This is a genomic window from Pseudomonas sp. 10S4, from assembly GCF_034344865.1.
GTDB lineage: Bacteria > Pseudomonadota > Gammaproteobacteria > Pseudomonadales > Pseudomonadaceae > Aquipseudomonas.
The window spans coordinates 7032514-7057844 of sequence record NZ_CP133774.1 but is presented as its reverse complement, the minus strand read 5'-3'; the positions used below and the strand labels follow the sequence as shown (position 1 = coordinate 7057844).

The window sequence follows — 25331 nt, the reverse complement described above, 5'->3', positions numbered from 1 at the left end:
ATTATTTGATTGGGGCTGATCACATATGGTGTGTCCACCAAAGATCCACTGTGGGAGCGAGCTTGCTCGCGATGAGGTCCTGACAGTCACCCGAGAATTTTCAGATTCTCAGTTCTGCTCATTCTCATACCGGTCCATCGTATCCCGCGCAATCTCCCGTCCCAACGCGATCAACTCCGGTGCTTTGTAAAACTCGAAAAACCGGCACACGCGCTTCGGCACGTTGATCAAGACATCCGGCGGATACCCGGCAATCTTGTACTGCGCCAACGAGGTCTGCATCACTTCGAAACTCTGGTTGATCAGGTCCAGCAAAGAAGCCGGCCCAACGTTGTCGATGATGAACGAGCCCGTAGCGGATTTCGGCGCACCTTCGCCTTGCGGCGCAGCGGCGGGCTGCTGGGCTTCGGGTTCGGCAGATTCGATCCAGGGATTGATTTCCGCCGCCTCGGCTTTCAACGCCTCCTGTTCCAGCAGCAGCAATTGTTCAGCCTGTTTGCGCCGGAACGGCATCTTCGAGCCGAGGGAATTGATCAGGTTATCGAAGCGCGACTTGAACGCCGCCGGGCGCTGGATCACCGGCAGTTGATAATGACGCTGGTTGGTCGAGTTGAGGTTGACCGCGATGATCAAATCACAATGGCTCGACACTACCGGCACAATCGGCAGCGGGTTCAGCAGGCCGCCATCGACCAGCATGCGATTGCCCTGCATCACCGGCGTGAACAAACTGGGAATCGCCGCCGAGGCGCGAATGGCCTGGTGCAGGCAGCCTGCCTGGAACCAGATTTCCTGCTGGTTGGTCAGGTCGGTGGCCACCGCCGTGTAAGGGATGCGCAGGTCTTCGATATTGATCTCGCCGACGATCTTGCGGATCTGGCCAAAGACTTTCTCCCCGCGAATCGCCCCCAGGCGAAAACTGACGTCCACCAGGCGCAACACATCGAGGTAATCCAGGCTTTCGATCCAGTCACGATACTCGTTGAGTTTGCCGGCGGCATAAATCCCGCCGACCACCGCGCCCATCGAGCAACCGGCGATGCAGGCGATGTCGTAGCCACGCCGTTCGATCTCTTCAATGACACCGATATGGGCGTAGCCCCGGGCTCCACCTGAGCCCAGCACCAGTGCGACACGCTTTTTCATGAACCGCCCTCATCTGACAAGGTTCAACAATGCACCCATCGAGGGGCGTGCTTCAATCGTTAAGGTCGTTGGGCGGGGCAGGGGCGTCGTTTTTTCGACACTGCATGGCGACAGATGGGTATGCTCGCGGGCGCTGTAGTTTGTGCAGCGGGGTCAAGGCACTTTTTACGCGCCCAAACGTCTTACCTGCACGACTGTTTATTTATCTTTGAGGTGTTATCGATGAAAGCCTGGATCTGTGTGCCTTTGATTGCCCTGGCGCTGGCCGGTTGTGCTGGGAAAACTGCGTACCGTGACAGTTGTGGCAGCCAGATTGATGCGGCCTGGCATGAACTGGACCTGGCCAAGGCCGAAGGTTTCGCCGGCACCGTCAGTTACTCCAAGGCCCTGTCGCTGTTGACCGGCGCCAAGACCCAACAGCAATTTGAAGCCTACGAAGGTTGCACCAGCAAAGCCGAGAAGGCGCGTTTCTACATTCGTGAATCCCGCGCGGGCCGTTAAGACTATGATGTAGCTCAATGGCGGCGAGCTTCGATACAGGCAAGATGCATCGAGTGCCGTAGGGAATTCGATTCAGGGAGCAAACGATGTCTGCCTTGGTTGACCGATTGGTGGCTCAGGTTCTGAGCCTGGAAGTCCGTTTGCTGGCCTGTCAGGCACGCTTGACTGCCCGTACCGACCCTGAAGCATTGCACGAATTGCGCACCACGGTGCGCCGTTTGCGCAGCCTGTTGCGGCCCCTTCGTGGTTTACCTGGGGTCGAGCAACTGGAAGTGGCGGCGTCCGGGGTCGGTCAACTGACCACGCCGCTGCGCGATCGCGAAGTGTTGGCGGCGTACCTGCTTGAACATGGTCAACCCGAGGCGGCGAAAGCGGCGCATGGCGCAAATGGACGTGGCTTATCCGACGGTCGCGACCAGCCCTGAAGTCATTCAATTGCTGATGATCCTCGACGCGTTTCCGCGCTTCCTGCGCGCGTCCCAGCGTCAGGGGTTGCTCAAGGGCTTGCGCAAGCGCATCGAAAAGCGCCTGGCCAAACAGTGGAAGAAACTCGACCACACCCTGCACGACCCGGCCCATGATCGTCATTTGCTGCGCTTGTTGATCAAGCGCGTGCGCTATGGCATCGAGGCCTATCCCGAACTCGACCGTTTACCCAAAGCCGCCATGCCCAGACTCAAATCGGCCCAGGCCGCGCTGGGTGATTGGCACGACTGCTGGCAGTGGCTGCTGCGGGCGGAACAGGAAGCGGATTTACAATCCTGCGTCGCGGTCTGGAAAACCACCATGACCCAGGCTGAAAGGCGTGCCGACCGAGTGCTCGATAAACTAAGCGCTGCCTGCTTCAAATCCTGAGAACACCACGGATCAAATGTGGGAGCGGGCTTGCTCGCGAAGAGGTCGATACATTCAACATCAAAGTTGACTGACAGACCGCTTTCGCGAGCAAGCCCGCTCCCACATTGGTTTTGTGTTTGAGTTTGGAAGGTGTGTTAGAGCCAAACGCGGCTCATCTGTCAGTGCTTTTGGCCGGAATAAGCGCTGTGCCGCCCTCAGAGGCTGGTTAAGATCCCTTCATCCTTTTCCGCGTTCTGAGGTTTTCATGCGATTTTCCGATCTGCTCGACGCTGTCCGCAGCCAGCCGCAGGCGCTGTCGATTCCCGCCGAATGGGGCCAGGGCCGTGCCAGTTTTGGTGGCCTGGTCGCCGCGTTGCAGTACGAAGCCATGCGCGCAAAAGTCCCGGCGGATCGGCCAGTGCGTTCGCTGGCGATCACTTTTGTCGGCCCGGTAGAACCCGATGTGCCGGTCAGTTTTGAAGTCGACGTGTTGCGCGAAGGCAAGGCCGTCAGCCAAGTGCTGGGCCGGGTGATGCAGAAAGGTCAGGTGGTGACACTGGTCCAGGGCAGTTTCGGTGCCTCGCGACCGTCCGAAGTGGCGGTGACGGCGCAATCTGCGCCCGAGATGAAACACTGGGACGAATGCCAGGAACTGCCCTACATCAAAGGCGTGACCCCGGAGTTCATGAAACATCTGGCGATGCGCTGGAGCGTCGGTGGGTTGCCGTTCACCGGGAACAAATCCCGGGACATGGGCGGTTGGGTGCGCTTGCGCGGGGATGTGAAGGACGAGCCGCTCAGCGAGGCGTATATCCTCGCGCTGGTCGACGCCTGGCCACCGGCCTTGCTGCCGCACCTGAACAAACCGGCGGCGGGCAGTACGCTGACCTGGACCATCGAATTCGTCCAGCCGTTGCTGGCGTTGAGTACGCTGGACTGGTGCAAGTACCTGGTGGACATCGAATATGCTGCAGATGGCTATGGGCATGCGGCGGCGAAACTGTGGAGCACAGACGGTCAGTTGATTGCCATGAGCCGGCAGACCGTGACGATTTTTGCCTGACTCAGCAAGGGTGGCGCTGCTTACACCAAGCGCGCCACCCGCCACCGCTGAGAACGTCAGGAATTGATCGGCCAGCAAGCACGACATCACTCAGACTCACGCCTTCAGGCTGTGACCGCGGCGCTGAATACCCAGCGCGGCGAACACACCGATGGCGCCAATCACGACATTGATCGGGCTCAGGCTGAAAACGCCTGAAACGAGCAGCAGAAACCCGATGATGACCAGCGCAACGGCGATCAGATTCAAAGCATGATGGGTTGCGTGTTGGTCATTTTGCGGGTGCGACTTCCATTGCCAGGCTGGAAGGTTAGGATGACGTTTGCCCATGTTGAAACTCCTCGATACATGTTGAACACATGCTTGAAGAATAGGCGGGGCAGGGGTGGGCGGCGAATCAAGGTTGGCTATTGACTCGATAGGTGTAATGGGCAAAAAGATCGCAGCCTTCGGCAGCTCCTACAGGTGTACGCCGATCCAATGTAGGAGCTGCCGAAGGCTGCGATCTTTTGACTTTAAAGCTTTAGCTGCCCGATAGCCTTGCTCAACTCCCCAGCCAACGTCGCCAACTCATTACTGGTGGTCGCTGAATCCACCGTCTGTTGCACCGTGTTCTCGGTCACGTCACGAATGCTCACCACCGCCCGATTCATCTCTTCGGCCACATGGCTCTGCTGCTCGGCGGCCACTGCGATCTGCGTATTGCTTTCACGCATCTGCGCCACCGCGCTGGTGATTTGCGCCAAGGCTGCCCCGGCTTCCTGAGCCTGCTGGACGCAATCGTCGGCCTTGAACGAGCTCTCCTGCATGAAGTCCACGGCGTCTCGGGTCCCGGCCTGCAAGGCAGCAACCATCAGCGTGATTTCATCCGTCGAGGTTTGCACGCGCTTGGCCAGGTTGCGTACTTCATCGGCGACCACCGCAAAGCCGCGGCCCATTTCTCCGGCCCGCGCCGCTTCGATGGCCGCGTTGAGCGCCAGCAGGTTGGTTTGCTCGGCAATGCTGTGAATCACGCTGACCACGCCATTGATCTTCTGACTGTCCTCGGCCAGGCGCTGGATCATCTCGGCGGTCTGCTGCACGCCGCTGGACAATCCGGCAATCGACTTCTGCACTCGGCTGACCACTTCCTGGCCGCTGCCGGCCAGGGTGTCGGCGCTTTGCGAGAGGTCGCGGGTGGCGCCGGCATGCTGGGCGATGTGATAAACCGTGGCGGTCATTTCGTTGATGGCGGTGGCGGCTTGATCGGTTTCGCTTTGCTGGCCGAGCATGCCGTGGCGCACTTCATTCATGCTCGACGCCAGCCGTGCCGCGCCGACATCCAGTTGCCGGGCGGTGTTGGCGACGGTGTTGACCACCCGCTGATAACCGGCCTGCATGGCGTTGAAGGCGTTGGCCATCTGCCCGACTTCATCCTTGCAGGCCAGTGGCACGCGGGCCGACAGGTCGCCGGTTTTCTCGACGTGCAGCATCACGTCTTTCAAGGTATTGAGCTGGCTGAGCAAGAAACGGATCAACAACTGCGAAGCACCGAGCATCGCCAGCATCAGGATCGCCACCGCCATCGCATAGTTGAAGAAACGTTCGCCGAACACTTGGGTCAGGCTCGGGCCGTAAGCGATCACTGCGATTTGCTGGCCGTCGGCGCGGCTGAACACCTCGGCGCCCATCAACGGGTTGTCGCCGAACAGCGGCATGCGGTTGATATCGACCCAGCCATTGGTGTCGGTCAGTTCCAGCACTGGTTGATCGTTGATCCGTGGTGCCTGGCCGTGACTGAAGGTCAGTACGTTGTCAGCCTGGGGCAGCGGCTGCCCGGCAGGCCAGGCGTTGAGCAAACGTGCCTGAGCCTGAGCCGATGCCTGGGATGCATGGCTGCGGGCTTGCTGTTCAAGTTGTACGGCGTACAACACCAACAGCAGGGTGGTGACGAAGGCGACCGCGTTGACCGCCCAGAATTTGTATTTCAGCGAGATGTTGCTAAGCCAGGCACCCATAGGAGGTCTTCTCTGATAGCGGAAACAGCATTGGCAAGGTGCCAGCATTGTGCCGCTATGCAGGGATTCGGACGTTGATGCAGGTCAACAACCACCACGGTTCCAATGTGGGAGCGGGCTTGCTCGCGAAAGCGGTGTGTCAGTCACATCAATGTTGGATGTGCTGCCGCCTTCGCGAGCAAGCCCGCTCCCACAGGGGATTTAGGTGTTACTGGGGGAACGTAGGCAGGCCGAAGAATGCCCGGGCGCAAGCAGTGGTATGAGCCGCCAGGTCTTCTTCACTTTCCTCGCGATGCAACGCCACTTCGCGCAACACCTCGGTCAGATAAGCCGGCTCGTTGCGCCCGTTCTTTGGCTTGGGCCTTAGACTGCGCGGCAGCAAGTACGGTGCATCACTCTCCAGCATCAAGCGTCCGCGCTTGATCTCTTTCACCAGCGGATGCAGGTGCGTGCCCCGTCGTTCATCACAGATCCAGCCAGTGATGCCGATGTGCAAATCCAGGTCGAGGTAACTGAACAGCGCTTTCTTTTCGCCGGTGAAGCAATGCACCACGGCGGCTGGCAACTGATCACGGTAGTCGCGCAGGATTTCGAGCAAGCGCTGACTGGCATCGCGTTCATGGAGGAACACCGGCAATTGCAGTTCGACCGCCATGGCCAGGTGTTCTTCGAGGACCTTTTCCTGTTGCGGACGCGGCGAGAAGTCGCGATTGAAATCCAGCCCGCATTCGCCCACGGCCACCATGTTCGGCTCTTTGAGCAAACTGCGCAGGCGCCGCTCGCTATCGGCATTCCAGTCGCTGGCGGAGTGCGGGTGAATGCCGGCGGTGGCGAACAGCCGTTGCGCGCTTTCGTCCAGTTGCCGGCACAGTTCCAGAGCCTGTTCGCTGCCGTCGACACTGGTCCCGGTGAGCACCAATTGGCAGACCCCGGCAGCGTAGGCGCGGTCGAGTACGGCCTGGTGTTTATCGTCGAAACTGGGGTTGGTCAGGTTGACGCCGATATCGATGAGTTGCATGGTGCTACCTCGGACCAAAGGCCGGAAAGCATATCAGAGCTGTAGATTTATAAGAAAAGCCAAGAACTACAACGAGTTAAAGCTGTCTTTTGATGCCGCGAGACAGGTCGGGTTGGTGAAACTGCCATCACTGTGCCAGTCTTTCGCACTTTGCCAGCGCTCCAGGCGCTCTGTTTCTGTCGTTTTGCTTCACGGAATTTACCCTGAAGCCGGACCAGTATTCTTTCCGGAGAGTGGATGACACGTCCCTCGGTTTTGCTACTGCTGTGTTGTTCGTTGCTGCTGCCGATGCCGGCGGTTGCGCGCCTCGCCGGGCCGCTGCAAGCCGTGCCGTCCACCCAGGTCCGCGATCTGGCGGCAATCCGCAGCAGCCGCGTGCTGAAGGTCCTGGTCAATCAGAGCCGTAACAGCTCCGGTGAAGTTGAGGGCCAGGCCATCGGTGTCGAGTACCATCGCCTGCGGGCCTTCGAGCAATACCTCAATGGCCACGCACGTGACGGCCAGGAAATCACCCTCAAGATCATCCCCAAAGCCAAGGATCAACTGCTCGGCGCGTTGCAGCGCGGCGAGGGCGATCTGGTGGCTCCCGGGGAATTGCTCGATCCGCAATCCGGCCACGCCGTGAGTACCAGCGAACCGATTGCCAGCAACGTGCCGCTGATCCTGGTCGGCATCAAGGGTGAACGACGTTACACCCATCTCGAACAACTCTCTGGCAAAACCCTGGCATTGCCCACGGGCAGTGCGGCCGGGGACGCGGTCAGTCAGATCAATCAAAAGCTCGCCTTGCACAAACTGGCACCGGTAAAGGTTGAGTGGGTCGACCCGAGCCTGGCGGTTGAGGACGTGCTGGAGATGGTCCAGGGTGGCATCTTCCACCTGACCATCGTCGAGCAGCCGATCGCCGAGCGCTGGGGCAAGATTCTGCCCAAGCTGCGGTTTGATCGGCAGGTGCTGATCGGTGCGCCCGGCGAGGAATACTGGTTCGTGCGCCGCGATGCCTCGATGTTGCGGGCGAGCATTGATCGCTTCCTGACCACCTACAAGAAACCGTCGGATGAGGACGTGGCGTTTCTGCGGATCTACCGGCGCCTGTATCAAGTGCACTATCCGTTGGCGAAGGCCGATCGGGAGCGGCTGGAAAAACTCCGGCCGGTGTTGCAAAAACACGCTGATGCCCAAGGCATGGACTGGTTGAACCTGGCGGCGTTGGCGTTTAAGGAGTCGGCGCTGCAACCCGAGGCCCGCAGTGGCGGTGGCCCCACTGGCTTGATGCAGATCACCCCGTCGGCGGCACAGCGGGTCGGGGTCAACAATGTGCAGAACCTCGACGCCAATGTGCAGGCAGGGGCCAAGTACCTGGCGATGATCCGCCGAAAATTCTTCTCCAGCCCCAAACTCAACGAGCGCGAACGGATGGCGTTCGTGCTGGCGGCGTACAACATGGGGCCGGAACGGGTTCAGGGCATGCGTGCTGAGGCCCGGCGACGGGGTTTGAACCCTAATCAGTGGTTCTTTCAGGTCGAGCGCATTGCCATGGAGCAAGTGGGGATGAGCGCCGTCAGCTATGTTAATAGCGTGAACAAGTATTACTTGGCGTTTGATCGGGAGCGGGAGTCGTTGGAGCCTAAAGGGCAAAAAGTGGTCTCGCGAAAATGATCGACTAAACTGATTGTTATGGTGGGATATTTCCGCTTTTATCATTCGATTTTCAGATTAATATGGCGGCCAACCAACACACATACTCACAATGGATGACACAGCATGAGCACTCTGATCAACAAGGTACTGTTTACCCGCGCTGGCTACGGCCTGACTGTTCTGCGTATTTTCGTCGGCATTATCTTCGCGGCTCACGGTTCGCAGAAGCTCTTCGGAATGTTCGGTGGTTACGGGATTGCCGGCACCGCGCAGTACATGGAAAGCCTTGGCCTTGCACCGGGTCACCTGATGGCGATCCTGGCGGGTGGTACGGAATTCTTCGCTGGTCTGGCCTTGATCATCGGTTTGCTGGTTCGTCCGGCGGCACTGGGGCTGACCTTCCTCTCACTGGTGGCGATCTTCTCGGTGCACATCCATAACGGTCTGTTCTTGGCCAACAATGGCTACGAGTTTGCCCTGGCTTTGCTCGGTGGCAGCATCGCGGTGCTGATCGAAGGCGCCGGCAAGCTTTCAGCAGACCGCGCCATCGCCGGCTGACCGCTCTGGCTTAACGAAAAGGCCCGCATTGCGCGGGCCTTTTTTGTTGCTCGGGATTCTTGACACTGTCCGGTCACGTTCTCTAGGATGTTGCTCATGCGCCGATTTAAACAGCTACTTGCGGGGCGCCAGGTGACTCATCCAGTTGCCGATAGAAGCTTGAAACAGGCTTCGAAATACCGCTAAAGCGCTGGTTCGGTGTTGCCTCTCACCTGCCATGCAGACTTTTGAGGCAGAGACACGACCCAATGAATGCACTAAGCCCCGTTGTACGCCCCGCGCCGATCACGGCACACCTCACCCAGCGCAATCCAAAAATCCTGCTTGGCGGCAAACATCAGCCGACGCTTCTGCGTTATCTCGACGGCTGGCCACGTCGTACTGGCGGCCCCGCAGCTTTCCTGATCCAGTTTGTCGAAGATGGTGAGTCACTGGCTCGGTTTGCCAACGACAGTTTTGATCTGGCGGTGATTCAGTCGCCGAGCCTTGAAGATGCGCCCGAAGTGATCAAACAATTAACCCGTGTCGCTCGACAAGGGTTGATTACCCGGCGCTGAGGTTTCAGGACGCTACAGATACTCGATCGCCACGATATACACGCACTGCTCACCGGTGGGTGTCTGGACCCGGACTTCTGCGTCCAGCGCCTTACCGATCAGGGCGCGGGCCAGTGGCGAATCAATGCTGATCAGTCCCAGTTTGAGGTCCAGTTCGTCCGGGCCGACAATGCGATAGCGCGACTCTTTGCCGTCCTCATCTTCAATCGTCACCCAGGCGCCGAAATACACCTTGTTCGGATCGCTGGGTTTTTCGCTGACGACTTTCAGGGCTTCCAGTCGTTTGGTGAGAAAACGCACACGACTGTCGATCTCGCGCAGCATTTTCTTGCCGTAGGTGTATTCGGCATTTTCCGAGCGATCACCCTGGGCCGCTGCCTCGCTGACCGATTGCGTTACCTGCGGTCGGCGCACGTGCCAGAGTTCGTGAAACTCGGCACGCATCCGCGCTTCACCTTCGGGGGTGATCAGCGCGGTGCCAGCGGTGCGGGGAGGGCGATAACGGCTCATGGCGACTTCTTGTGGTAGAGAGTGCTGGAGTCTATCAACCCTCGCGCAGGACTGTCAGCGGGCTGGCGTTCAGGGCGCGACGCGTACCGAACACACCGGCGCCACCAATCAGCACGGCACCGATCAATGGCAGCACCAGCAGCCACGGATGCGGGTGCCAGGGCAGGTCGAAGGCGTAACGGTAAAGCACCAGGCTGACCAGCTCCGAACCCAGGGCCGCCAGCAGGCCGCTGACGGCGCCGAGCAAGCCGAACTCGATGCGCCGGGCCTTGACCAGCAATTGGCGCTCGGCCCCTAGGGCGCGTAACAGCGCCCCTTGGCGAATTCGTTCATCCAGTGTTGCTTGCAGGCCGGAGAACAGCACGGCCATGCCCGCCGCCAGCACGAACAACAACACGTATTCCACCGCCAGGGTGACTTGGGCAAGGATACTGCGCAGCTGTTCCAGCAAGGCTTCAACTTGCAGAATGGTGACCGCCGGGAACGCCCGGGACAGATCGACAATCTGCTGATCGTGACCGGCTGCCAGATAAAAACTGGTGAGGTAGGTCGCGGGCAGATCTTTCAACGTGCCAGGCTGAAAGATCATGAAGAAGTTCGGCTGGAAGTTGTCCCAGTTGATCTCCCGCAGGCTGGTGACTTTCGCTTCGCGATTGACCCCGCCGACGGTGAACACCAGATGATCGCCCAGCTTGAGCTTCAGGCTCTCGGCAACCTTGCCTTCCACCGACACACCGGGAACATCCTCCGGCGTTTGTTCGGTCCACCAGGTTCCCGAAGTGAGCTTGTTGCCCGCTGGCAGGTCCGCCGCCCAAGTCAGGCTCAGGTCACGCTGGATCGCCCGGTCACCGGCCGAATCCTTGCTGACGATGTCCTGCACCGCTTCGCCATTGATACTGATCAGCCTGCCTGGTACCACCGGGTACAGCGGCGCCGATTGTGCCGACAGTTCGATCAGGCGATCGGTGAACGCCTGTTTGTCCGCCGGGAGAATATTCAGCGCGAAATAATTCGGTGCGTTTTTCGGCAACTGGTTCTGCCAGGTGTCCAGCAGCTCGCCGCGCAGCAATGCAATCAGCGCCATGGACAGCAGAATCAAACCGAAGGCCAGGGATTGGCCAGCGGCCGCCAATGGATGACGCAGCAGTTGGCCCAGACCCAGGCGCCACGGCAATGACGCACGGGCCAACATTCGACGCAGGCTATTGAGCAGCAACAGCAGCAAGCCGCCGAGCACTACCGCAGCGATCACGCCACCGCCCAGCAGGGCGAAGGTCAGCACCAGGTCCAGACTCAAACGCCACATGATCAACCCGAGTGCGCCCAGCGCCGCGCCATAGACCATCCAGGTGCTGGACGGGATTGGCAGCATGTCTCGACGCAATACGCGCAATGGCGGTACCCGGCCAAGGGCGGCCAGCGGTGGGAGGGCGAAACCGGCCAGTGCCACCAGCCCGGTGCCGATCCCGGCAATGGCTGGCAGCAAGCCGCCCGGTGGAACGTCAGTGGGCAGCAAGTCATGCAGCAGCGCAAACAGCCCGAGTTGCGCCAACCAGCCGAGAAGGGCGCCGCTGAGGCTGGCGAGCAAGCCAAGCACTGTCAGCTGCAAACTGAACAGCAGCATGGTTTCCCGACGGGACAGACCCAGACAGCGCAGCAAGGCGCTGGCATCGAATCGACGCATGGCGAAGCGTGTCGCTGACAGTGCCACGGCCACACCGGACAGCAAAACCGCCACCAGACTGGCCATGTTCAAGTAGCGCTCGGCCTTGCCCAGTGCACCACCGATCTGTCGGTTGCCATCCCGGGCATCTTGCAGGCGCTGGTTGGCGGCGAGGCCCGGCTTGACCAGTTGCCGATAGGTTTCCAGCGACTGGGCATTGCCGCGCCAGAGTTCGCGATAACTGACCCGGCTGCCGGGCTGCACCACGCCAGTCGCCGTAAGGTCGCTGAGGTTGATCAACACGCGCGGCGTCAGGCTGTAGAAATTGCCGGCGCGGTCCGGTTCATACGTCAACACCCGCGACAGCTTGAGGGTTTTCATGCCGACGTCGATGCTGTCGCCGATCTTCAGATCCAGAGCCGTCAGCAGGCGTGCTTCGACCCAGGCTTCGCCGGGTTTTGGCCCGCCGCCGGAAACTTCCGGGGCAAATGGCGTGGGGGCGCTTTTCAGTTCGCCGCGCAGTGGATAGACATCGTCGGCCGCCTTGATGCTGGACAGCTGAATGCCCTTGTCCGTTGCGATGACGCTGGAGAATTCCACCACCTGCGCATGTTCCAGGCCCAACTCCGTACCGCTTTTGATCTGCTCGGGGCGCGCAGGTGAACTGCCTTCGAGCAAAAGGTCGGCACCGAGAAACTCGGTGGCACGCAGCATCATGGCGCCATTGAGGCGGGCGCCGAAATAACCGATGGCAGTACTCGCCGCCACGGCCACCAGCAAGGCGAAGAACAACACCCGCAGCTCCCCGGCGCGGGCGTCGCGCAGCAGTTGGCGGATGGCGAGGCTGAACAGGCGCAATAGCGGCAAGCGTGCCATCAAGGCTCCAGAGGGGCGACCAGCAGGCCGGCTTCAAGGCGGATCAGGCGCCGGCAGCGATGTGCCAGGCGTTCGTCGTGGGTTACCAACACCAGGGTCGTACCGCGTTCCTGGTTCAGTTCGAACAGCAAGTCGCTGATGCGCTCGCCGGTGTGGCTGTCGAGGTTGCCGGTGGGTTCGTCGGCGAAACAACACGTCAGGTTCGGCGGCAAACGCGCGGGCAATGGCCACGCGCTGCTGTTCACCGCCGGAGAGCTGGCGTGGCGAGTGGGTGAGGCGCTGGCCCAGGCCAACTCGTTGCAGCAATTCGGTGGCGCGCTCCCGGGCGTCTTTGCGGCCGTCGAGTTCCAGCGGCAGCATGACGTTTTCCAGCGCGTTAAGACTGTCGAGCAACTGGAACGATTGAAAGACAAAACCCACGTGCTCGGCGCGGATGCGCGCGCGTTGATCTTCGTCGAGATTGCTCAGGGCCTGGCCGGCGAGGATGACTTCGCCACTGCTCGGCAGATCGAGGCCGGCGAGCAGGCCCAGGAGGGTCGATTTACCGGAACCGGAGGCACCAACGATGGCCAGGCTGTCGCCCTTGTTCAGTTCCAGGCTGAGTTCGTGCAGGATAGTCAGTTCACCTTCCGCGCTGGGAACCACTTTGCTGAGGTTCTTCGCGGTGAGAATGCTTGCGCCCATGGAGAATCCGATGCGTGTGTGGTTTTTGAGTGCTGGCCTGGCCTTGATGTGCATGGCCCAGAACGCAGCGGCGGGTACAGTCCTGATCGTTGGCGATAGTATCAGCGCCGGTTTCGGACTGGATACCCGTTTGGGGTGGGTGTCGCTGCTTGAGCAACGGCTCAAGCGCGAAGGTTTCGACGATAAAGTGATCAACGCCTCCATCAGCGGCGACACCAGTGCCGGAGGCCAGGCACGCCTGCCGGCGCTGCTTGCAGAGCATAAACCCGAGTTGGTGATCCTCGAATTGGGAGGCAACGACGGCTTGCGCGGAATGCTGCCAACACAATTGCAACAAAACCTTGCGGCGATGATCGACAGCTCCCGGGCCAGTGGCGCCAAGGTCCTGTTGCTGGGCATGCAATTGCCACCCAACTACGGCAAGCGCTACACCGAAGCCTTTGCCGAGGTCTACGGCAACCTGGCCACCGAGAAAAAGATCCCGCTGGTGCCGTTTTTCTCGAAGGAATCGGCGGTCATCCGGAGCTGATGCAAGCCGATGGCCTGCACCCGGCGGCAGGGGCTCAGGGCCAGTTGCTGGAAAATGTCTGGCCGACACTGAAACCGCTGCTTTGACGCTTTTCTAGTGGCGGTGTTTCGGCTAAGGTGGCGCCCCGATTTGGAGCCCCCGATGCCGCGTCCCGCCTGGTCCCTTTTTGCCTACCAACTGATCGAGCCTGACGAGCAGCTGGATCTGTTCGCCTGCCAGGAAGTGCGGGTGCATCTGGTGACCCGTCAGCTGGAACTCGGCGGCTCGGCGGACCGGACCCTCTGCGGCAGCTTGCTGCCGGCGCAACCGCGCTGGTCGAGTGTGGACCGCAGGGTGTTTCAGGATCAGCGTTTGTGCTCGTTGTGCCGGGCCATCCTCGAGTCGCAAAAACGCGGCACCTCGCCGATCTGGCCGGAACTGCGTTTCGAGCTTTAGACTGCGGTGGCAGGCGCCGGTAAGTTACGGGTGACCATTGTCCCTGTGGCGAGGGAGCTTGCTCCCGCTGGGTCGCGAAGCGGACCCCAATTCCGATTATGTGGTCCATCTATAGAACCAGTTGCCTGATTTCAGGACTGCTGCGCAGCCCAGCGGGAGCAAGCCCCCTCGCCACAGGTATGAGTTCGACGCCAGACGTCCTCAATTCATCGGGATTAGGCCAAGTCCCTTCGCCAAACAAGCCCACATGAAAAAAACGTCATGTATCGCCTGCAATGTTCTCGATCTCCCCGAATTTACGGGTGTCGGTGTACAATCGCCGTCTTATACCTCTAGTCGTTCATGCGAAGGATTTTCTGGATGTTGCCGCGCTTTCCCGCCGTCACCCGCTGCTTGACCCTTGCTGCCCTCTGTGTGGCCGGTCCTGTTTCAGCATTGGAGCTGCCTCTACCACCCCCTGGTGAAGACATCATCGGTCAGGTGCAAGTGATCAAGGCCAAGTACGAAGATACCTTCGCCGACCTTGGTACCACTTACGATCTGGGCTATTCGGAAATGGTCGCGGCCAACCCGGGCGTCGATGCCTGGCTGCCGGGCGCCGGCACCGAAATCATTCTGCCGACCCGCTTCATCCTGCCGCCGGGTCCGCGTGAAGGCATTGTGATCAACCTGGCTGAATACCGTCTCTACTACTACCCGAAAGGCCGGAACGTGGTGTACACCTTCCCGCTGGGTATCGGTCGTGAAGGCTGGGGTTCGCCAATCGCTCACACCACCATCACCGCCAAAACGCCTAACCCGACCTGGACCCCCCAGCGTCGATCAAGGCCGAGCACGCCGCTGATGGTGACCCGTTGCCGAATGTGGTGCCGGCCGGCCCTGATAACCCGCTGGGGCCGTTCAAGTTCAGCCTCGGCACGCCGGGCTACCTGATTCATGGCTCGAACAAAAAATTCGGTATCGGCATGCGCACCAGCCACGGCTGCTTCCGCATGTTCAACAACAACGTGCTGGAAATGGCGGGCATGGTGCCGGTCGGTACGTCGGTGCGGATCATCAACGACCCGTACAAGTTCGGCATGAGTGGCGGCAAGGTTTATCTGGAGGCGCATACGCCGCTGGACGACAACGGCAACCCGTCGGTGGTCGACAAGCACACCGCCGTGATCAACGCGATGCTCAAGCGTGAAGACATCACCAACAACCTGCGCATGAACTGGGATGTGGTGCGTGACGTGGTTGCTGCCGAAGATGGCATGCCGGTAGAGATTGCCGTGCCGAATACTTCTGCACCGATGGCGTCGAGTGCGCCGATCGACCTGCAGCAGTAAACGCTGAAAAGAACCCGCCGACGCAGGCTGTGTCGGCGGGTTTTTTATGCCTGGGACTAAACGCCAGGCATAAAAAAGCCGACCCATAAATGGATCGGCTTGATAACAACCCCGAAGGATTATTACTTGCGGCTAGCTTTGTCCAGCATGCGCAGAGCACGCTCGTTAGCTTCGTCAGCAGTCTGTTGTGCTTTTTGAGCAGCAGCCAGAGCTTCATCAGCTTTACGGTAAGCTTCGTCTGCACGAGCCTGGGAGCGAGCAGCTGCGTCTTCAGTAGCGGTCAGACGTGCTTCGGTTTCTTTCGATACGCTGCTGCAACCGGTAGCCAGAACTGCGGCCAGAGCCAGAGCAGAGAATTTCAGAACGTTGTTCATCGTGTTCCCCTTCAAGGACTTTCTATTAAGTAGCTGTCTCCTCAGAGTGAGGAAATAGCCGGCGTACATACTACCCATTACTTGTCGTAAGTAAACTGACGTAAAGCAAGAAGCAAAAAAAATTGTAGGCGTTGATTCTTTTTCGAGCAACTTTTAACTGCACTGGATAAAAAATATCCAGCTAGAAAGCCCGAGCTGAGCGAGCCGTGCGCAAAAAGTTCCCGATCAAAAAGGCGGTATTTTCAGTCTTTGTTAAAGTCTGTCTACATGCTGTCGTCTACACTTTTGTTCGGATTTTGCGCAGCGCCTCTCATATCTTTCTGCATGTTGAGGTGACTTTAACAAAGGGCGCTCGTCTTAAGTCTCAACATCCGGCAATGTTCAGGCTTTCGACCCGGGGAAGATCCTCGGTCGAGCCGTCCCTGCGTAACCCGGAGCCGTACCTGCCGCCCCCAACGTGATGACGAGCGCACCTTGAGCATTTCTGCCAATGGTGCCTACTATTTGATACGTGCCCGGTTGCGCGAGATAGGTGCAGCTCTTCTCGGTGTCCATTCAGGCACAGGGTGGCGTAGATGTTCCTTCGCCGGAAAAACATCGGTAAGGTAGGGGTCAGAATCCAAGACCCGCGAGGAGTAGTGATGAGCGAGGCGTTGTCCATCCACCATGACCAGGCTGGTCATCAGTTCGAGACCAATGTGGACGGTCATCGTGCCTACCTGACCTATATGGATCTGGGGAAACAGACCCTGGATATCTATCGCACTTTCGTGCCCAACGCCTTGCGTGGCCGCGGCATTGCGGCGGCATTGACCGAGCAGGCGCTGCAGTACGCCGAGGAAATGGGTTACACAGTCATTCCATCGTGCTCCTACGTGGAGCGCTACATGGAGCGTCACCAGCGGCACGCTGCCAAGCTGAGCCAGTAAACACAACGCATAAAAAAACGCCGGGTTTAGCCCGGCGTTTTTGTGTGCGCAGAAAACGGCGATCAGCTGCGATCGCGTTTCGGCAGCACGTCCTTGAGCTTGGCATGCATGCTGCGCAAGGTGTTTTCGGTGGCGGACCAGTCGATGCAGGCATCGGTGATCGATACGCCATATTGCAGATCGGCGAGGTCTTTCGGGATCGCCTGGCAGCCCCAGTTCAGGTGACTCTCGACCATCAGGCCGATGATCGACTGGTTGCCTTCGAGGATCTGGTTGGCGACGTTCTCCATCACCAGTGGTTGCAGGGCCGGGTCCTTGTTGGAGTTGGCGTGGCTGCAATCAACCATGATGTTTGGCTTGATCTTGGCTTTGTTCAGCGCTTGCTCGCACAGTGCGACGCTGACCGAATCGTAGTTCGGCTTGCCGTTGCCACCGCGCAATACCACGTGACCGTAGGCGTTGCCCTTGGTGGTGACGATCGACACGCCACCTTCCTGGTTGATGCCCAGGAAACGGTGCGGGCTGGAAACCGACTGCAGGGCGTTGATCGCCACGGTCAGGCCGCCGTCGGTGCCGTTCTTGAAGCCGACTGCCGAGGACAGGCCGGAGGCCATTTCACGGTGAGTCTGGGATTCGGTGGTGCGCGCGCCAATGGCCGACCAACTGATCAGGTCCTGCAAATATTGCGGGGAGATCGGGTCGAGGGCTTCGGTCGCGGTCGGGAGACCCATCTCGGCCAGGTCCAGCAGCAATTTGCGACCGATGTGCAAACCGTCCTGAATCTTGAACGAGTCGTCCAGGTACGGATCGTTGATCAGACCTTTCCAGCCAACGGTGGTACGTGGCTTCTCGAAATACACGCGCATGACCAGATACAAGGTATCGGACACTTCGGCGGCCAGTGTTTTCAGGCGCTCGGCGTATTCGTGGGCAGCCTTGATGTCGTGGATCGAGCAAGGCCCGATCACAACGAACAAGCGGTGGTCGGTGCCATCAAGAATGTTGCGAATGACTTCGCGGCCTTTGGTCACGGTGCGCAGGGCAGCGTCGCTCAGAGGGATATCACGCTTGAGCTGATCAGGGGTGATCAGCGTCTCGTTGGAAGCGACGTTTAGGTCGTTGATCGGTAAATCAGCCATCGTTTACTCGTCAGGTCACGGGTGCCGGCCGCCAGCGAACCCGCGCGGCGGAGCACAGCAAATTAAGCGCGTCGGGAGCGGAACCTTAGCGCGTTACACCGTGGCTCGACAATGGGCAAACACTGGTTTAGGGGGCATTCTCAGTTAGTTTGCGCGTGGACCTAATCCAGCACAGGCTGTGCAAAAGCCTTGCGAACCGTGTCGTGGGAGAACTCGTCGGCATGCTGCTGGACCCATTCGAGGGCCAGCGCTTGAATATCCTGCAAGTCCTCCTGCACCTCGTGCAGGCGGCAATAGCGTTCGATCTGGCATGCCTGTTCGCCCATCCGGGCACTGAACAGCATCTGCTCGTCAACAAAGGCAATGCCCACCAGATAGCCGCGCTTTCGTCGCAGGCACCAGGCTACATAGCCCAGGTAACGCAAGTCGGGGTTCAAGGTCGGCATGCGAACTTCCAGCGCCGTGCCGTGGCGCCAGGCGCGGTGGTAATTGCAAGCCATGCCGCCGAGGCTGATAGTGTGCAGCCGTTGCCGTGAAATGCACTCATGTTTGAGTAGCGTCAGCTCCACGGGCACATCGTCAGGATGAGGAAGAAAACGTCCCATGAACACGGACTCCCTGTGTCGCCCATTTGACATTGTTTCCCCCAGTATAGTGTTCGAATCGGAACTGACCGATTTCGACGCCGACCAACGGCTGCTGGCGATGAGCGGTACTTCACTAGTGATTTTCACCAGCGTCGGCTGCGCCAGTTGCCGTTTTGCCCGCGAGCAATTGCCAAGGCTTGATCTGGTGGTCGATCAGTTGTGCTGGATCGACGCCGGCAACAATGGCGGGTTGGTGGAACGTTATGAGGTCTTTCATTTGCCGGCGCTGTTTGTGGTGCGCGACGGTGAGTTCTTTGGGGCGGTACAGTCGCGCCTGACCAGCACCGAACTTAATGAGGCGGTAGGGCAGGCGCTGAATCGAATTGCTGAGGAGTTGCCATGATGGGAGCAGTTGCCAAGCCGACAATCGGTATTATCGGGACCGGCGCGATCGGTGGTTTCTACGGGGTGATGCTGGCGCGCGCCGGTTTCGATGTGCATTTTCTGTTGCGCAGTGAGTTTTCAGCGGTCGCCGAGCGCGGCCTGCAACTCAACAGTGCAGTGCATGGCGCGCTGAGCCTGAACCCGGCCCAGGCCTATTCGTGTGCCGAGGACATGCCGCCCTGCGACTGGCTGCTGGTCGGCGCCAAAACCACCAACAACGCCGATCTCGCACCGGCCATCCTCCAGGCCGCCGCACCCGATGCCAAAATACTGGTGCTGCAAAACGGCCTGGATGTTGAGGACAGCTTGCGCGAATTGCTCCCCGATTCGCTGCACGTGCTTGGCGGGCTCTGTTTTATCTGCGTCCATCGCGCCGGGCCTGGCGTCATTACCCATCAGGCGCTCGGCGCGGTGAATGTCGGCTATCACAGTGGCCCGGCCGGTGATGAGCAGGCCCGCCAGGCAATCGTCGAAGAGGGCGCAGGATTGGTCCGCTCGGCTGGCATCGACTCTCAGGGCATGCCGAACCTGCATCAGGCGCGCTGGCAAAAACTGGTCTGGAATATCCCTTACAACGGTCTGTCGGTGCTGCTTGGGGCGAGCACTACACCGCTGATGGCCGACGCCGACAGTCGGGAACTGATCAAGGCGTTGATGGCCGAAGTGGTTCGGGGCGCAATCGCCTGCGGTCACGACATCCCGGCCGGGTATGCCGATCACCTGTTTATGGTGACCGAAAAAATGCCTGACTATTGGCCGAGCATGTACCACGATTTCCAGCACAAACGACCGCTGGAGCTGGAAGCGATCTACGCACGGCCCCTGGCGGCGGCGAAAGCGGCGGGATGTGAATTGCCGCGCATCGAGGCCCTGTATCGGGCGCTCGGTTTTATCGATCGACGAAACGTTTAAGTCGATCAACCAGAGGGGAAGGGCATGGCCAAGGACATAGATGACAAGTTGGTGCTGGCGATTTCATCGCGAGCGTTGTTCGACTTGAGCGAGAGCCACAAGGTGTATGAGTCGAGCGGCGTCGAAGCCTATCGGCAATACCAGATCGAGCACGAAGACGAGATCCTCGAGCCCGGCGATGCCTTTGCGCTGGTGGAAAAACTCCTGAAACTCAATACCAGCCTTGGCCGCGCCCGGGTCGAAGTCGTGCTGGTGTCGCGCAATAGTGCCGACACCGGCCTGCGGGTGTTCAACTCGATTCACCACTACGGCCTGGCGATTTCCCGTGCGGCGTTTGTCGGCGGGCGCAGTCCTTATCCGTACCTCAAGGCTTTTGGTTGCGACCTGTTTCTGTCGACTCATGCCGAAGATGTGCGCAGCGCACTCGATGCCGGCTTTGCCGCCGCGACCATTCTGTCGGGCGGCGCGAGCCGTGCGGCCAGTGACGAATTGCGCATTGCCTTCGACGGTGACGCGGTGCTGTTTTCCGACGAGTCGGAGCGCGTGTATCAATCGGGTGGCCTTGCGGCATTTCAGGCCAGTGAACGTGAAGCTGCCCGCGAGCCCTTGCGCGGTGGGCCGTTCAAAGGCTTCCTGGCGGCGCTCAATCTGTTGCAGCGCGAATTCCCCGACGACGCTTGCCCGATCCGCACGGCGCTGGTGACTGCACGTTCGGCACCGGCCCACGAGCGTGTGATCCGCACGCTGCGCGAGTGGGACATTCGCCTGGACGAATCGCTGTTTCTCGGCGGCCTGACCAAAGCGGCGTTTTTGGAAGCCTTTGCCGCCGACGTGTTTTTCGATGATCAGGCCGGCCATTGCGAACTGGCTCGCGAAGTGGTCGCCACCGGTCATGTGCCTCACGGCATCAGCAACGAGCAGAAAGTTTAAGCCCTTGCTTCAAGGCGTTACGCGGCCCGTCGTACACGCCAAGGCACTGCTAAGCTGAATCAAATCTCCGCCAAGTTGGCACGCAAGGAGGTCATATGATTGGTTCCATGCTGTATGCCACCGACCTCGGCCTGTACGCACCTTTGGTGATGCAGCACGCCTTGGCATTGGCGCGAACATTCAATGCCGACTTGTATGTGGTGCACGCGGTGGAACCCATGGGGCTGTTCGCCGAATCGGTGCTGCAAAGTTATCTCGATGAACAGGCGCTGAACGAGTTTCACAGTCAGGGCCTGAGCACGGTAATCGCCAATATTGAGCAACGGGTGCTCGAAAGCTTTCGTGAAGAGCTGGGGGAGGAGGGCGAGCAGGATCTGGAGCGGATCAAAGCGGTGCGGGTGCTTCAGGGCGATCCGTCGCAGGTGATTCTTGAGCAGGCGCAGAAACTCTCGGTGGATTTGCTGATCCTAGGTAGTCATAGCCATCGTGCTGGTGCGGAAACACCTTTGGGGCGTACGGCGGCGCGTGTGCTGCAACTGGCGCGGGTGCCGGTCTATCTGGTGCCGTTGGTGGAACGTCGGCGCCAAGGTGATCGTTAGTGTCCTGCTTCGCAAATACTGTTCCTTTTTGACGGGGCCTGTTACTGCCATGGTGCGTTGCCTGGCAGCAACAGTCCCTCGTCAAAAGAGGAGCGTATTCACGAAGCAGGACGCCAGAACACGAATAATGGCGTTTTGATAAAAAAGTTCTAGATTTATTCTTCAAGCCATTAATATAGTTATATACCGTCGCTGATGCCCGTGGCGTCTACCTGCTTTGAGGGATTCATATGAAGCTTCAACAATTGCGCTACATCTGGGAAGTGGCGCACCACGACCTCAACGTTTCCGCTACAGCCCAAAGTCTCTACACCTCGCAGCCGGGCATCAGTAAGCAGATCCGCCTATTGGAAGACGAATTGGGCGTTGAGGTGTTCGCTCGCAGCGGCAAGCACCTGACCCGCGTCACCCCGGCCGGCGAGCGTATCATCACCACCGCCGGCGAGATCCTGCGCAAGGTTGAAAGCATCAAGCAGATCGCCCAGGAATTCTCCAACGAGAAGAAAGGCACCCTGTCGATCGCCACCACCCACACCCAAGCGCGTTATGCGCTGCCGCCGGTGATCAGCAATTTCATCAAGCAATACCCGGACGTAGCCCTGCACATGCACCAGGGTTCGCCGATGCAGATCGCCGAAATGGCCGCTGACGGCACCGTTGATTTTGCCATTGCCACCGAAGCCCTCGAGCTGTTCGGCGACCTGGTGATGATGCCGTGCTACCGCTGGAACCGCTGCGTGGTTGTGCCTCAGGGGCACCCCTGACCAAGCTGCCGAAGCTGACCCTCGAAGCCCTGGCCGAATACCCGATCGTGACCTACGTGTTCGGTTTCACCGGCCGCTCGAAACTCGACGAAGCCTTCAGCCATCGTGGCCTGACGCCGAAAGTGGTGTTCACCGCCGCCGACGCCGACGTGATCAAGACTTACGTTCGCCTGGGTCTGGGCGTGGGCATCGTCGCCAAAATGGCGGTCGACGCCAAACTCGATAGCGACCTGGTGATGCTTGATGCCAGCGATCTGTTCGAGTCCAGTATTACCAAAATCGGTTTCCGTCGCGGCACGTTCCTGCGTGGTTTCATGTGCGACTTCATCGAGAAGTTTGCCCCGCACCTGACCCGCGAAGTCATGGCCAAAGCCATTCAGTGCCACAACAAGCAGGAACTGGAAGAGCTGTTCGACGGCGTCGAATTACCAGTCCATTAATCTGCCTTACACAACCTCGGTGACAGCAAACTGTTGCCGAGCGCCCGCCACCAGAATCTCCACATCGTCCCCTTCGAACTTGCCCAGCAGGCTTTTGCCCAGCGGCGAGCGGGGGTGATGACGGTGATCATCTGCCCCACCAAGTCAACCTTCAAACCCGCCGCATCGGGGGCCAGGAACAGCCATTGTTCACGACCCTTCTCGTCCTCCAGGCCAGAGCAGGGCGCCGACCTCGATACCGCGCTGATCGTCATACGGGCGCAATGTCAGGTTTTGGCACAGCGTCAGTGAATGACGGATTTCCTCGACCCGTTTCGCCTGCCCGGCCGCGAGGTAAGACGCCTCCAGCCCCAACGTGTCGTACTTGTTTTCGGCGATATTTTCTTCGTGGGTCGCGGTTTCGTAGGCGGTTTGCGCAGCGCGTTCGGCGATGTCGAGATCGATGCGCAGCTTGTCGAGAATCAGTTGGTGGACGGTCGGCTTGTGCATAGAGAGCTTCATGATCAATCGCAGAATTGCAGGACGTTGGCGCGGCTTTTTTCGCTCGGCGCGGTCTGGTCCTGTTGCAGCCAGAACTGGCATTTCGGATTCGACAGGTTGCGGTTATTCGTGCGGGCCTGATCCAGGGTTTGTTGCTGTTCGTTCTTGCGCAGGTTTTCTTTGTATTGTTCGAACAGCGGGCTCTGAGGCGGGATGTCCGGCACCGGTTGCACCACTGCCGTCGGTTGGGTCAGCCGCTGGACGACCTGAGCCACGGGCGCCAATTGCTCGGAGGGCAAAAAACGCGAAGCGAGCCAACAGGTCAGCGCGATGGCGATGAACCCCAGCCAAAGACCCACGGCAATACTGGCGGTCAATTGCATGGCATTGAGGCGAATCGGCAACGGGCGGCGCGGGTTGGGACGGTAGGGCATGGCTGCCTCCTGGCGGGTAGTCGCGGGCGGATGGCGATTGTCGCACGAAGATTAATCGCCGTCGGCTCTTCTGCACGGGGTAATTTATGCGGACAATCGGCGCCTTTGCCAACGGGAGCCCGCAATGCCTGAACTGAAAACCCGCTGGGATATTTTTTGCACGGTGGTCGACAACTTTGGCGACATCGGCGTGACCTGGCGCCTGGCCCGGCAACTGGTGGCCGAACATTCTGTGGTCGTGCGCCTATGGGTTGACGACCTGCGCGCCTTCGAACGCCTGTGCCCGGAAATCGACATCAATGCGCCCCAGCAATGGCAGCAGGGAGTCGAGGTGTGTCACTGGCCGACCGAATGGCAACCGGTTGCTGCCGCCGACGTGGTGATCGCCGCGTTCGCCTGCCAACTGCCCGGCGTGTACATGGACGCCATGGTCGAGCGGGAGAAACCGCCGTTGTGGCTGAATCTGGATTACCTAAGCGCCGAGGACTGGGTCATCGGTTGTCACGGTTTGCCGTCGGTGAAGTACAAGAGCGTGCAGAAGTACTTCTTCTTCCCGGGGTTCCAGAAGGACACCGGTGGCTTGCTGCGTGAAAGCGGATTGCTCGAGCGGCGTCGGCAGTTTCAGCAAAGCCCCGAAGCCCAGCGAGAATTCCTGCAAGGTTTGGGCGTTGATCGTGCACCCGCAGCCCGGTTGATCTCGCTGTTTGCCTACGAAAACACTGGGCTGGCGAGCTGGCTTGACAGGCTGTCGACCGACCCGACACCCACGCATCTGCTGGTGCCCGAAGGGCGGATTCTCGGTGATGTTGAACGCTGGCTCGGGGTCAGCGGCCTGGTGGCCGGTGCGTTGCATGTGCGCGATGCACTGACTGTTCAGGTGCTGCCGTTCGTCCGGCAGGATCAATACGATCACCTGCTCTGGTGCTGCGATTTCAATGCTGTACGCGGCGAAGACTCGTTTGTCCGCGCCCAATGGGCAGGGCGGCCGATGCTCTGGCACATCTATCAGCAGGAAGAAGATGTGCACCTGGAGAAGCTCGAAGCCTTCATCGCGCTCTATACAAAAGGCTTGTCGACGCCGGCCAGCGAGGCGATCAGCGGTCTTTGGCGGGCGTGGAATGCTGGCGAAGACATGGCCGACCAGTGGCTGGCGACCCGTAAACACTGGCCGGAGCTGGAAAAACATGCCGAGGCGTGGTGTCTGGAACAAGCCTTGCAGGCTGATCTTGCCGCAGCGCTGGTACAGTTTTATGTAAATTGGATATGATACGCGGCCTAGATTTTTGTAAATCCCATCCAAATTCGGATATTCGCAATGAAAACTGGTAAAGAACTGAAACCCGGTACCGTGATCCGTCTCGAAAACGATCCTTGGCTGGTTCAGAAAGCTGAATTCACCAAGTCCGGTCGTAACAGCGCGATCATGAAGACCAAGCTGAAGAACCTGCTGACCGGTTACAAGACCGAGATCGTTTACAGCGCTGACGACAAACTGGACGACGTAATCCTCGACCGTAAAGAAGCGACCCTGTCCTTCATCAGCGGCGACACCTACACGTTCATGGACACCACTGACTACACCATGTACGAGCTGAACGCTGAGGACATCGAAGCCGTTCTGCCTTTCGTTGAAGAAGGCATGACCGATGTTTGCGAAGCGATCTTCTTCGAAGAGCGCCTGGTTTCCGTAGAACTGCCGACCACTATCGTGCGCGTAGTTGACTACACCGAAGGTTCCGCTCGCGGTGACACTTCCGGCAAAGTCATGAAGCCTGCCAAGTTGAGCAACGGTACTGAGCTGCAAGTTGCCGACTTCATCGAAATCGGTGATCGCATCGAAATCGACACCCGCGAAGGCGGTTCCTACAAAGGCCGTGCTAAATAAGCACAGCTTGAGTAATGAAAAAGCCCGACCATTGAGTCGGGCTTTTTTGTGCCTGCCAGAAATACGCA

At 59.3% G+C, this 25331-nt stretch carries 22 protein-coding genes and 7 pseudogenes; 17 read left to right on the top strand and 12 right to left on the bottom strand.

The window, feature by feature from the left end:
- Positions 1 to 108: 108 nt before the first annotated feature.
- Positions 109 to 1146 (bottom strand): patatin-like phospholipase family protein, encoded by a 1038-nt coding sequence (locus RHM58_RS32845; protein ID WP_201191347.1) that lies wholly within the window; start codon positions 1144 to 1146, stop codon positions 109 to 111.
- Between the two features lie 222 nt (positions 1147 to 1368).
- Between RHM58_RS32845 and RHM58_RS32840 the strand changes: the two genes are divergently transcribed.
- From RHM58_RS32840 to RHM58_RS32830, 3 genes and pseudogenes are all read left to right on the top strand, one after another.
- The gene (locus RHM58_RS32840) at positions 1369 to 1647 is read left to right on the top strand and encodes a hypothetical protein (RefSeq protein WP_157711547.1); all 279 of its coding nucleotides are present in this window, start codon (positions 1369 to 1371) and stop codon (positions 1645 to 1647) included.
- A gap of 86 nt (positions 1648 to 1733) precedes the next feature.
- Positions 1734 to 2502 (top strand): annotated as a pseudogene (locus tag RHM58_RS32835) (CHAD domain-containing protein).
- 247 nt (positions 2503 to 2749) lie between these two features.
- Positions 2750 to 3547: an acyl-CoA thioesterase gene (locus tag RHM58_RS32830; RefSeq protein WP_201205545.1), complete on the top strand. Its 798-nt coding sequence runs from the start codon at positions 2750 to 2752 to the stop codon at positions 3545 to 3547.
- 1 nt (position 3548) lies between these two features.
- Here RHM58_RS32830 and RHM58_RS32825 read toward each other — a convergent pair.
- From RHM58_RS32825 to RHM58_RS32815, 3 genes and pseudogenes are all read right to left on the bottom strand, one after another.
- Positions 3549 to 3877 (bottom strand): annotated as a pseudogene (locus tag RHM58_RS32825) (terminase).
- A gap of 185 nt (positions 3878 to 4062) precedes the next feature.
- Positions 4063 to 5544 carry a methyl-accepting chemotaxis protein gene (locus RHM58_RS32820; protein WP_201205543.1) on the bottom strand — a complete coding sequence of 494 codons (1482 nt, stop codon included), beginning with the start codon at positions 5542 to 5544 and terminating at the stop codon, positions 4063 to 4065.
- Positions 5545 to 5752: 208 nt separating this feature from the next.
- Entirely contained in the window at positions 5753 to 6562 is an 810-nt protein-coding gene (locus RHM58_RS32815) for a TatD family hydrolase (RefSeq protein WP_201205541.1), read from the bottom strand.
- A gap of 237 nt (positions 6563 to 6799) precedes the next feature.
- Between RHM58_RS32815 and RHM58_RS32810 the strand changes: the two genes are divergently transcribed.
- From RHM58_RS32810 to RHM58_RS32800, 3 genes are all read left to right on the top strand, one after another.
- Positions 6800 to 8221 (top strand): transglycosylase SLT domain-containing protein, encoded by a 1422-nt coding sequence (locus RHM58_RS32810; protein WP_201205539.1) that lies wholly within the window; start codon positions 6800 to 6802, stop codon positions 8219 to 8221.
- Between the two features lie 105 nt (positions 8222 to 8326).
- The gene (locus RHM58_RS32805; protein ID WP_201205537.1) at positions 8327 to 8761 is read left to right on the top strand and encodes a DoxX family protein; all 435 of its coding nucleotides are present in this window, start codon (positions 8327 to 8329) and stop codon (positions 8759 to 8761) included.
- A 248-nt stretch (positions 8762 to 9009) separates the two neighbouring features.
- Positions 9010 to 9318 carry a class I SAM-dependent methyltransferase gene (locus RHM58_RS32800; protein WP_201205501.1) on the top strand — a complete coding sequence of 103 codons (309 nt, stop codon included), beginning with the start codon at positions 9010 to 9012 and terminating at the stop codon, positions 9316 to 9318.
- A gap of 12 nt (positions 9319 to 9330) precedes the next feature.
- Here the strand turns inward: RHM58_RS32800 and greB are convergent, their stop codons facing one another.
- The 3 genes and pseudogenes from greB to RHM58_RS32785 form a co-directional block, all read right to left on the bottom strand.
- Positions 9331 to 9828: a transcription elongation factor GreB gene (gene greB, locus RHM58_RS32795; protein ID WP_033057207.1), complete on the bottom strand. Its 498-nt coding sequence runs from the start codon at positions 9826 to 9828 to the stop codon at positions 9331 to 9333.
- A gap of 34 nt (positions 9829 to 9862) precedes the next feature.
- On the bottom strand, positions 9863 to 12367 hold the full coding sequence (locus RHM58_RS32790) for an ABC transporter permease (RefSeq protein WP_322269241.1): 2505 nt from the start codon (positions 12365 to 12367) through the stop codon (positions 9863 to 9865).
- A pseudogene (locus tag RHM58_RS32785) lies at positions 12367 to 13051 on the bottom strand (ABC transporter ATP-binding protein). The gene RHM58_RS32790 and the pseudogene RHM58_RS32785 overlap by 1 nt, the downstream one beginning before the upstream one ends.
- Positions 13052 to 13061: 10 nt before the next feature.
- Here RHM58_RS32785 and RHM58_RS32780 point away from each other — a divergent pair.
- The 3 genes and pseudogenes from RHM58_RS32780 to RHM58_RS32770 all read left to right on the top strand — a co-directional run bounded on the left by RHM58_RS32780 (position 13062) and on the right by RHM58_RS32770 (position 15346).
- Positions 13062 to 13666, top strand: a pseudogene (locus tag RHM58_RS32780) (arylesterase).
- Between the two features lie 55 nt (positions 13667 to 13721).
- Positions 13722 to 14015 carry a hypothetical protein gene (locus tag RHM58_RS32775; protein WP_003226812.1) on the top strand — a complete coding sequence of 98 codons (294 nt, stop codon included), beginning with the start codon at positions 13722 to 13724 and terminating at the stop codon, positions 14013 to 14015.
- Positions 14016 to 14375: 360 nt separating this feature from the next.
- Positions 14376 to 15346, top strand: a pseudogene (locus RHM58_RS32770) (L,D-transpeptidase family protein).
- A gap of 122 nt (positions 15347 to 15468) precedes the next feature.
- Here the strand turns inward: RHM58_RS32770 and oprI are convergent.
- The gene (oprI, locus tag RHM58_RS32765) at positions 15469 to 15720 is read right to left on the bottom strand and encodes an outer membrane lipoprotei OprI (RefSeq protein WP_002553018.1); all 252 of its coding nucleotides are present in this window, start codon (positions 15718 to 15720) and stop codon (positions 15469 to 15471) included.
- Between the two features lie 641 nt (positions 15721 to 16361).
- Between oprI and RHM58_RS32760 the strand changes: the two genes are divergently transcribed.
- On the top strand, positions 16362 to 16649 hold the full coding sequence (locus RHM58_RS32760; protein ID WP_020800382.1) for a GNAT family N-acetyltransferase: 288 nt from the start codon (positions 16362 to 16364) through the stop codon (positions 16647 to 16649).
- A 62-nt stretch (positions 16650 to 16711) separates the two neighbouring features.
- On the opposite strand, the gene RHM58_RS32755 is transcribed toward RHM58_RS32760, so the two are convergent.
- Positions 16712 to 17788 carry a 3-deoxy-7-phosphoheptulonate synthase gene (locus RHM58_RS32755; protein WP_149660118.1) on the bottom strand — a complete coding sequence of 359 codons (1077 nt, stop codon included), beginning with the start codon at positions 17786 to 17788 and terminating at the stop codon, positions 16712 to 16714.
- Positions 17789 to 17949: 161 nt separating this feature from the next.
- Positions 17950 to 18393: a PilZ domain-containing protein gene (locus tag RHM58_RS32750; RefSeq protein ID WP_201205485.1), complete on the bottom strand. Its 444-nt coding sequence runs from the start codon at positions 18391 to 18393 to the stop codon at positions 17950 to 17952.
- Between RHM58_RS32750 and RHM58_RS32745 the strand changes: the two genes are divergently transcribed.
- The 5 genes and pseudogenes from RHM58_RS32745 to cysB all read left to right on the top strand — a co-directional run bounded on the left by RHM58_RS32745 (position 18392) and on the right by cysB (position 22464).
- On the top strand, positions 18392 to 18778 hold the full coding sequence (locus RHM58_RS32745; protein ID WP_201256819.1) for a thioredoxin family protein: 387 nt from the start codon (positions 18392 to 18394) through the stop codon (positions 18776 to 18778). The two genes, RHM58_RS32750 and RHM58_RS32745, sit on opposite strands and share 2 nt — an antisense overlap.
- Entirely contained in the window at positions 18775 to 19731 is a 957-nt protein-coding gene (locus RHM58_RS32740) for a putative 2-dehydropantoate 2-reductase (RefSeq protein ID WP_322269238.1), read from the top strand. The genes RHM58_RS32745 and RHM58_RS32740 overlap by 4 nt, the downstream gene beginning before the upstream one ends.
- A 24-nt stretch (positions 19732 to 19755) precedes the next feature.
- Positions 19756 to 20661 carry a 5'-nucleotidase gene (locus tag RHM58_RS32735; RefSeq protein ID WP_201205479.1) on the top strand — a complete coding sequence of 302 codons (906 nt, stop codon included), beginning with the start codon at positions 19756 to 19758 and terminating at the stop codon, positions 20659 to 20661.
- 95 nt (positions 20662 to 20756) lie between these two features.
- Entirely contained in the window at positions 20757 to 21260 is a 504-nt protein-coding gene (locus RHM58_RS32730) for a universal stress protein (RefSeq protein ID WP_201205477.1), read from the top strand.
- Positions 21261 to 21490: 230 nt separating this feature from the next.
- A pseudogene (gene cysB / locus RHM58_RS32725) lies at positions 21491 to 22464 on the top strand (HTH-type transcriptional regulator CysB).
- A 6-nt stretch (positions 22465 to 22470) separates the two neighbouring features.
- Here the strand turns inward: cysB and RHM58_RS32720 are convergent.
- Both RHM58_RS32720 and RHM58_RS32715 read right to left on the bottom strand, forming a co-directional pair.
- Positions 22471 to 22953: pseudogene (locus RHM58_RS32720) on the bottom strand (GreA/GreB family elongation factor).
- 14 nt (positions 22954 to 22967) lie between these two features.
- Positions 22968 to 23378 carry a hypothetical protein gene (locus RHM58_RS32715; RefSeq protein WP_201205473.1) on the bottom strand — a complete coding sequence of 137 codons (411 nt, stop codon included), beginning with the start codon at positions 23376 to 23378 and terminating at the stop codon, positions 22968 to 22970.
- A 124-nt stretch (positions 23379 to 23502) separates the two neighbouring features.
- Here RHM58_RS32715 and earP point away from each other — a divergent pair, with 124 nt between their 5' ends.
- Together earP and RHM58_RS32705 are read left to right on the top strand one after the other, a co-directional pair.
- Complete coding sequence (gene earP / locus RHM58_RS32710; protein ID WP_322269235.1) at positions 23503 to 24645, top strand: elongation factor P maturation arginine rhamnosyltransferase EarP; 1143 nt, start codon at positions 23503 to 23505, stop codon at positions 24643 to 24645.
- Between the two features lie 48 nt (positions 24646 to 24693).
- A complete protein-coding gene (locus RHM58_RS32705; RefSeq protein ID WP_032626910.1) occupies positions 24694 to 25263 on the top strand; it encodes an elongation factor P in 570 nt (189 codons plus the stop codon).
- Positions 25264 to 25331 lie beyond the last annotated feature (68 nt).

Coding starts and splice junctions, on each gene's coding strand:
- RHM58_RS32845 (WP_201191347.1), bottom strand. CDS start 1,146: ATGAAAAAGCGTGTCGCACTGGTGCTGGGCTCAGGTGGAGCCCGGGGC.
- RHM58_RS32840 (WP_157711547.1), top strand. CDS start 1,369: ATGAAAGCCTGGATCTGTGTGCCTTTGATTGCCCTGGCGCTGGCCGGT.
- RHM58_RS32830 (WP_201205545.1), top strand. CDS start 2,750: ATGCGATTTTCCGATCTGCTCGACGCTGTCCGCAGCCAGCCGCAGGCG.
- RHM58_RS32820 (WP_201205543.1), bottom strand. CDS start 5,544: ATGGGTGCCTGGCTTAGCAACATCTCGCTGAAATACAAATTCTGGGCG.
- RHM58_RS32815 (WP_201205541.1), bottom strand. CDS start 6,562: ATGCAACTCATCGATATCGGCGTCAACCTGACCAACCCCAGTTTCGAC.
- RHM58_RS32810 (WP_201205539.1), top strand. CDS start 6,800: ATGACACGTCCCTCGGTTTTGCTACTGCTGTGTTGTTCGTTGCTGCTG.
- RHM58_RS32805 (WP_201205537.1), top strand. CDS start 8,327: ATGAGCACTCTGATCAACAAGGTACTGTTTACCCGCGCTGGCTACGGC.
- RHM58_RS32800 (WP_201205501.1), top strand. CDS start 9,010: ATGAATGCACTAAGCCCCGTTGTACGCCCCGCGCCGATCACGGCACAC.
- greB (WP_033057207.1), bottom strand. CDS start 9,828: ATGAGCCGTTATCGCCCTCCCCGCACCGCTGGCACCGCGCTGATCACC.
- RHM58_RS32790 (WP_322269241.1), bottom strand. CDS start 12,367: ATGGCACGCTTGCCGCTATTGCGCCTGTTCAGCCTCGCCATCCGCCAA.
- RHM58_RS32775 (WP_003226812.1), top strand. CDS start 13,722: ATGCCGCGTCCCGCCTGGTCCCTTTTTGCCTACCAACTGATCGAGCCT.
- oprI (WP_002553018.1), bottom strand. CDS start 15,720: ATGAACAACGTTCTGAAATTCTCTGCTCTGGCTCTGGCCGCAGTTCTG.
- RHM58_RS32760 (WP_020800382.1), top strand. CDS start 16,362: ATGAGCGAGGCGTTGTCCATCCACCATGACCAGGCTGGTCATCAGTTC.
- RHM58_RS32755 (WP_149660118.1), bottom strand. CDS start 17,788: ATGGCTGATTTACCGATCAACGACCTAAACGTCGCTTCCAACGAGACG.
- RHM58_RS32745 (WP_201256819.1), top strand. CDS start 18,392: ATGAACACGGACTCCCTGTGTCGCCCATTTGACATTGTTTCCCCCAGT.
- RHM58_RS32750 (WP_201205485.1), bottom strand. CDS start 18,393: ATGGGACGTTTTCTTCCTCATCCTGACGATGTGCCCGTGGAGCTGACG.
- RHM58_RS32740 (WP_322269238.1), top strand. CDS start 18,775: ATGATGGGAGCAGTTGCCAAGCCGACAATCGGTATTATCGGGACCGGC.
- RHM58_RS32735 (WP_201205479.1), top strand. CDS start 19,756: ATGGCCAAGGACATAGATGACAAGTTGGTGCTGGCGATTTCATCGCGA.
- RHM58_RS32730 (WP_201205477.1), top strand. CDS start 20,757: ATGATTGGTTCCATGCTGTATGCCACCGACCTCGGCCTGTACGCACCT.
- RHM58_RS32715 (WP_201205473.1), bottom strand. CDS start 23,378: ATGCCCTACCGTCCCAACCCGCGCCGCCCGTTGCCGATTCGCCTCAAT.
- earP (WP_322269235.1), top strand. CDS start 23,503: ATGCCTGAACTGAAAACCCGCTGGGATATTTTTTGCACGGTGGTCGAC.
- RHM58_RS32705 (WP_032626910.1), top strand. CDS start 24,694: ATGAAAACTGGTAAAGAACTGAAACCCGGTACCGTGATCCGTCTCGAA.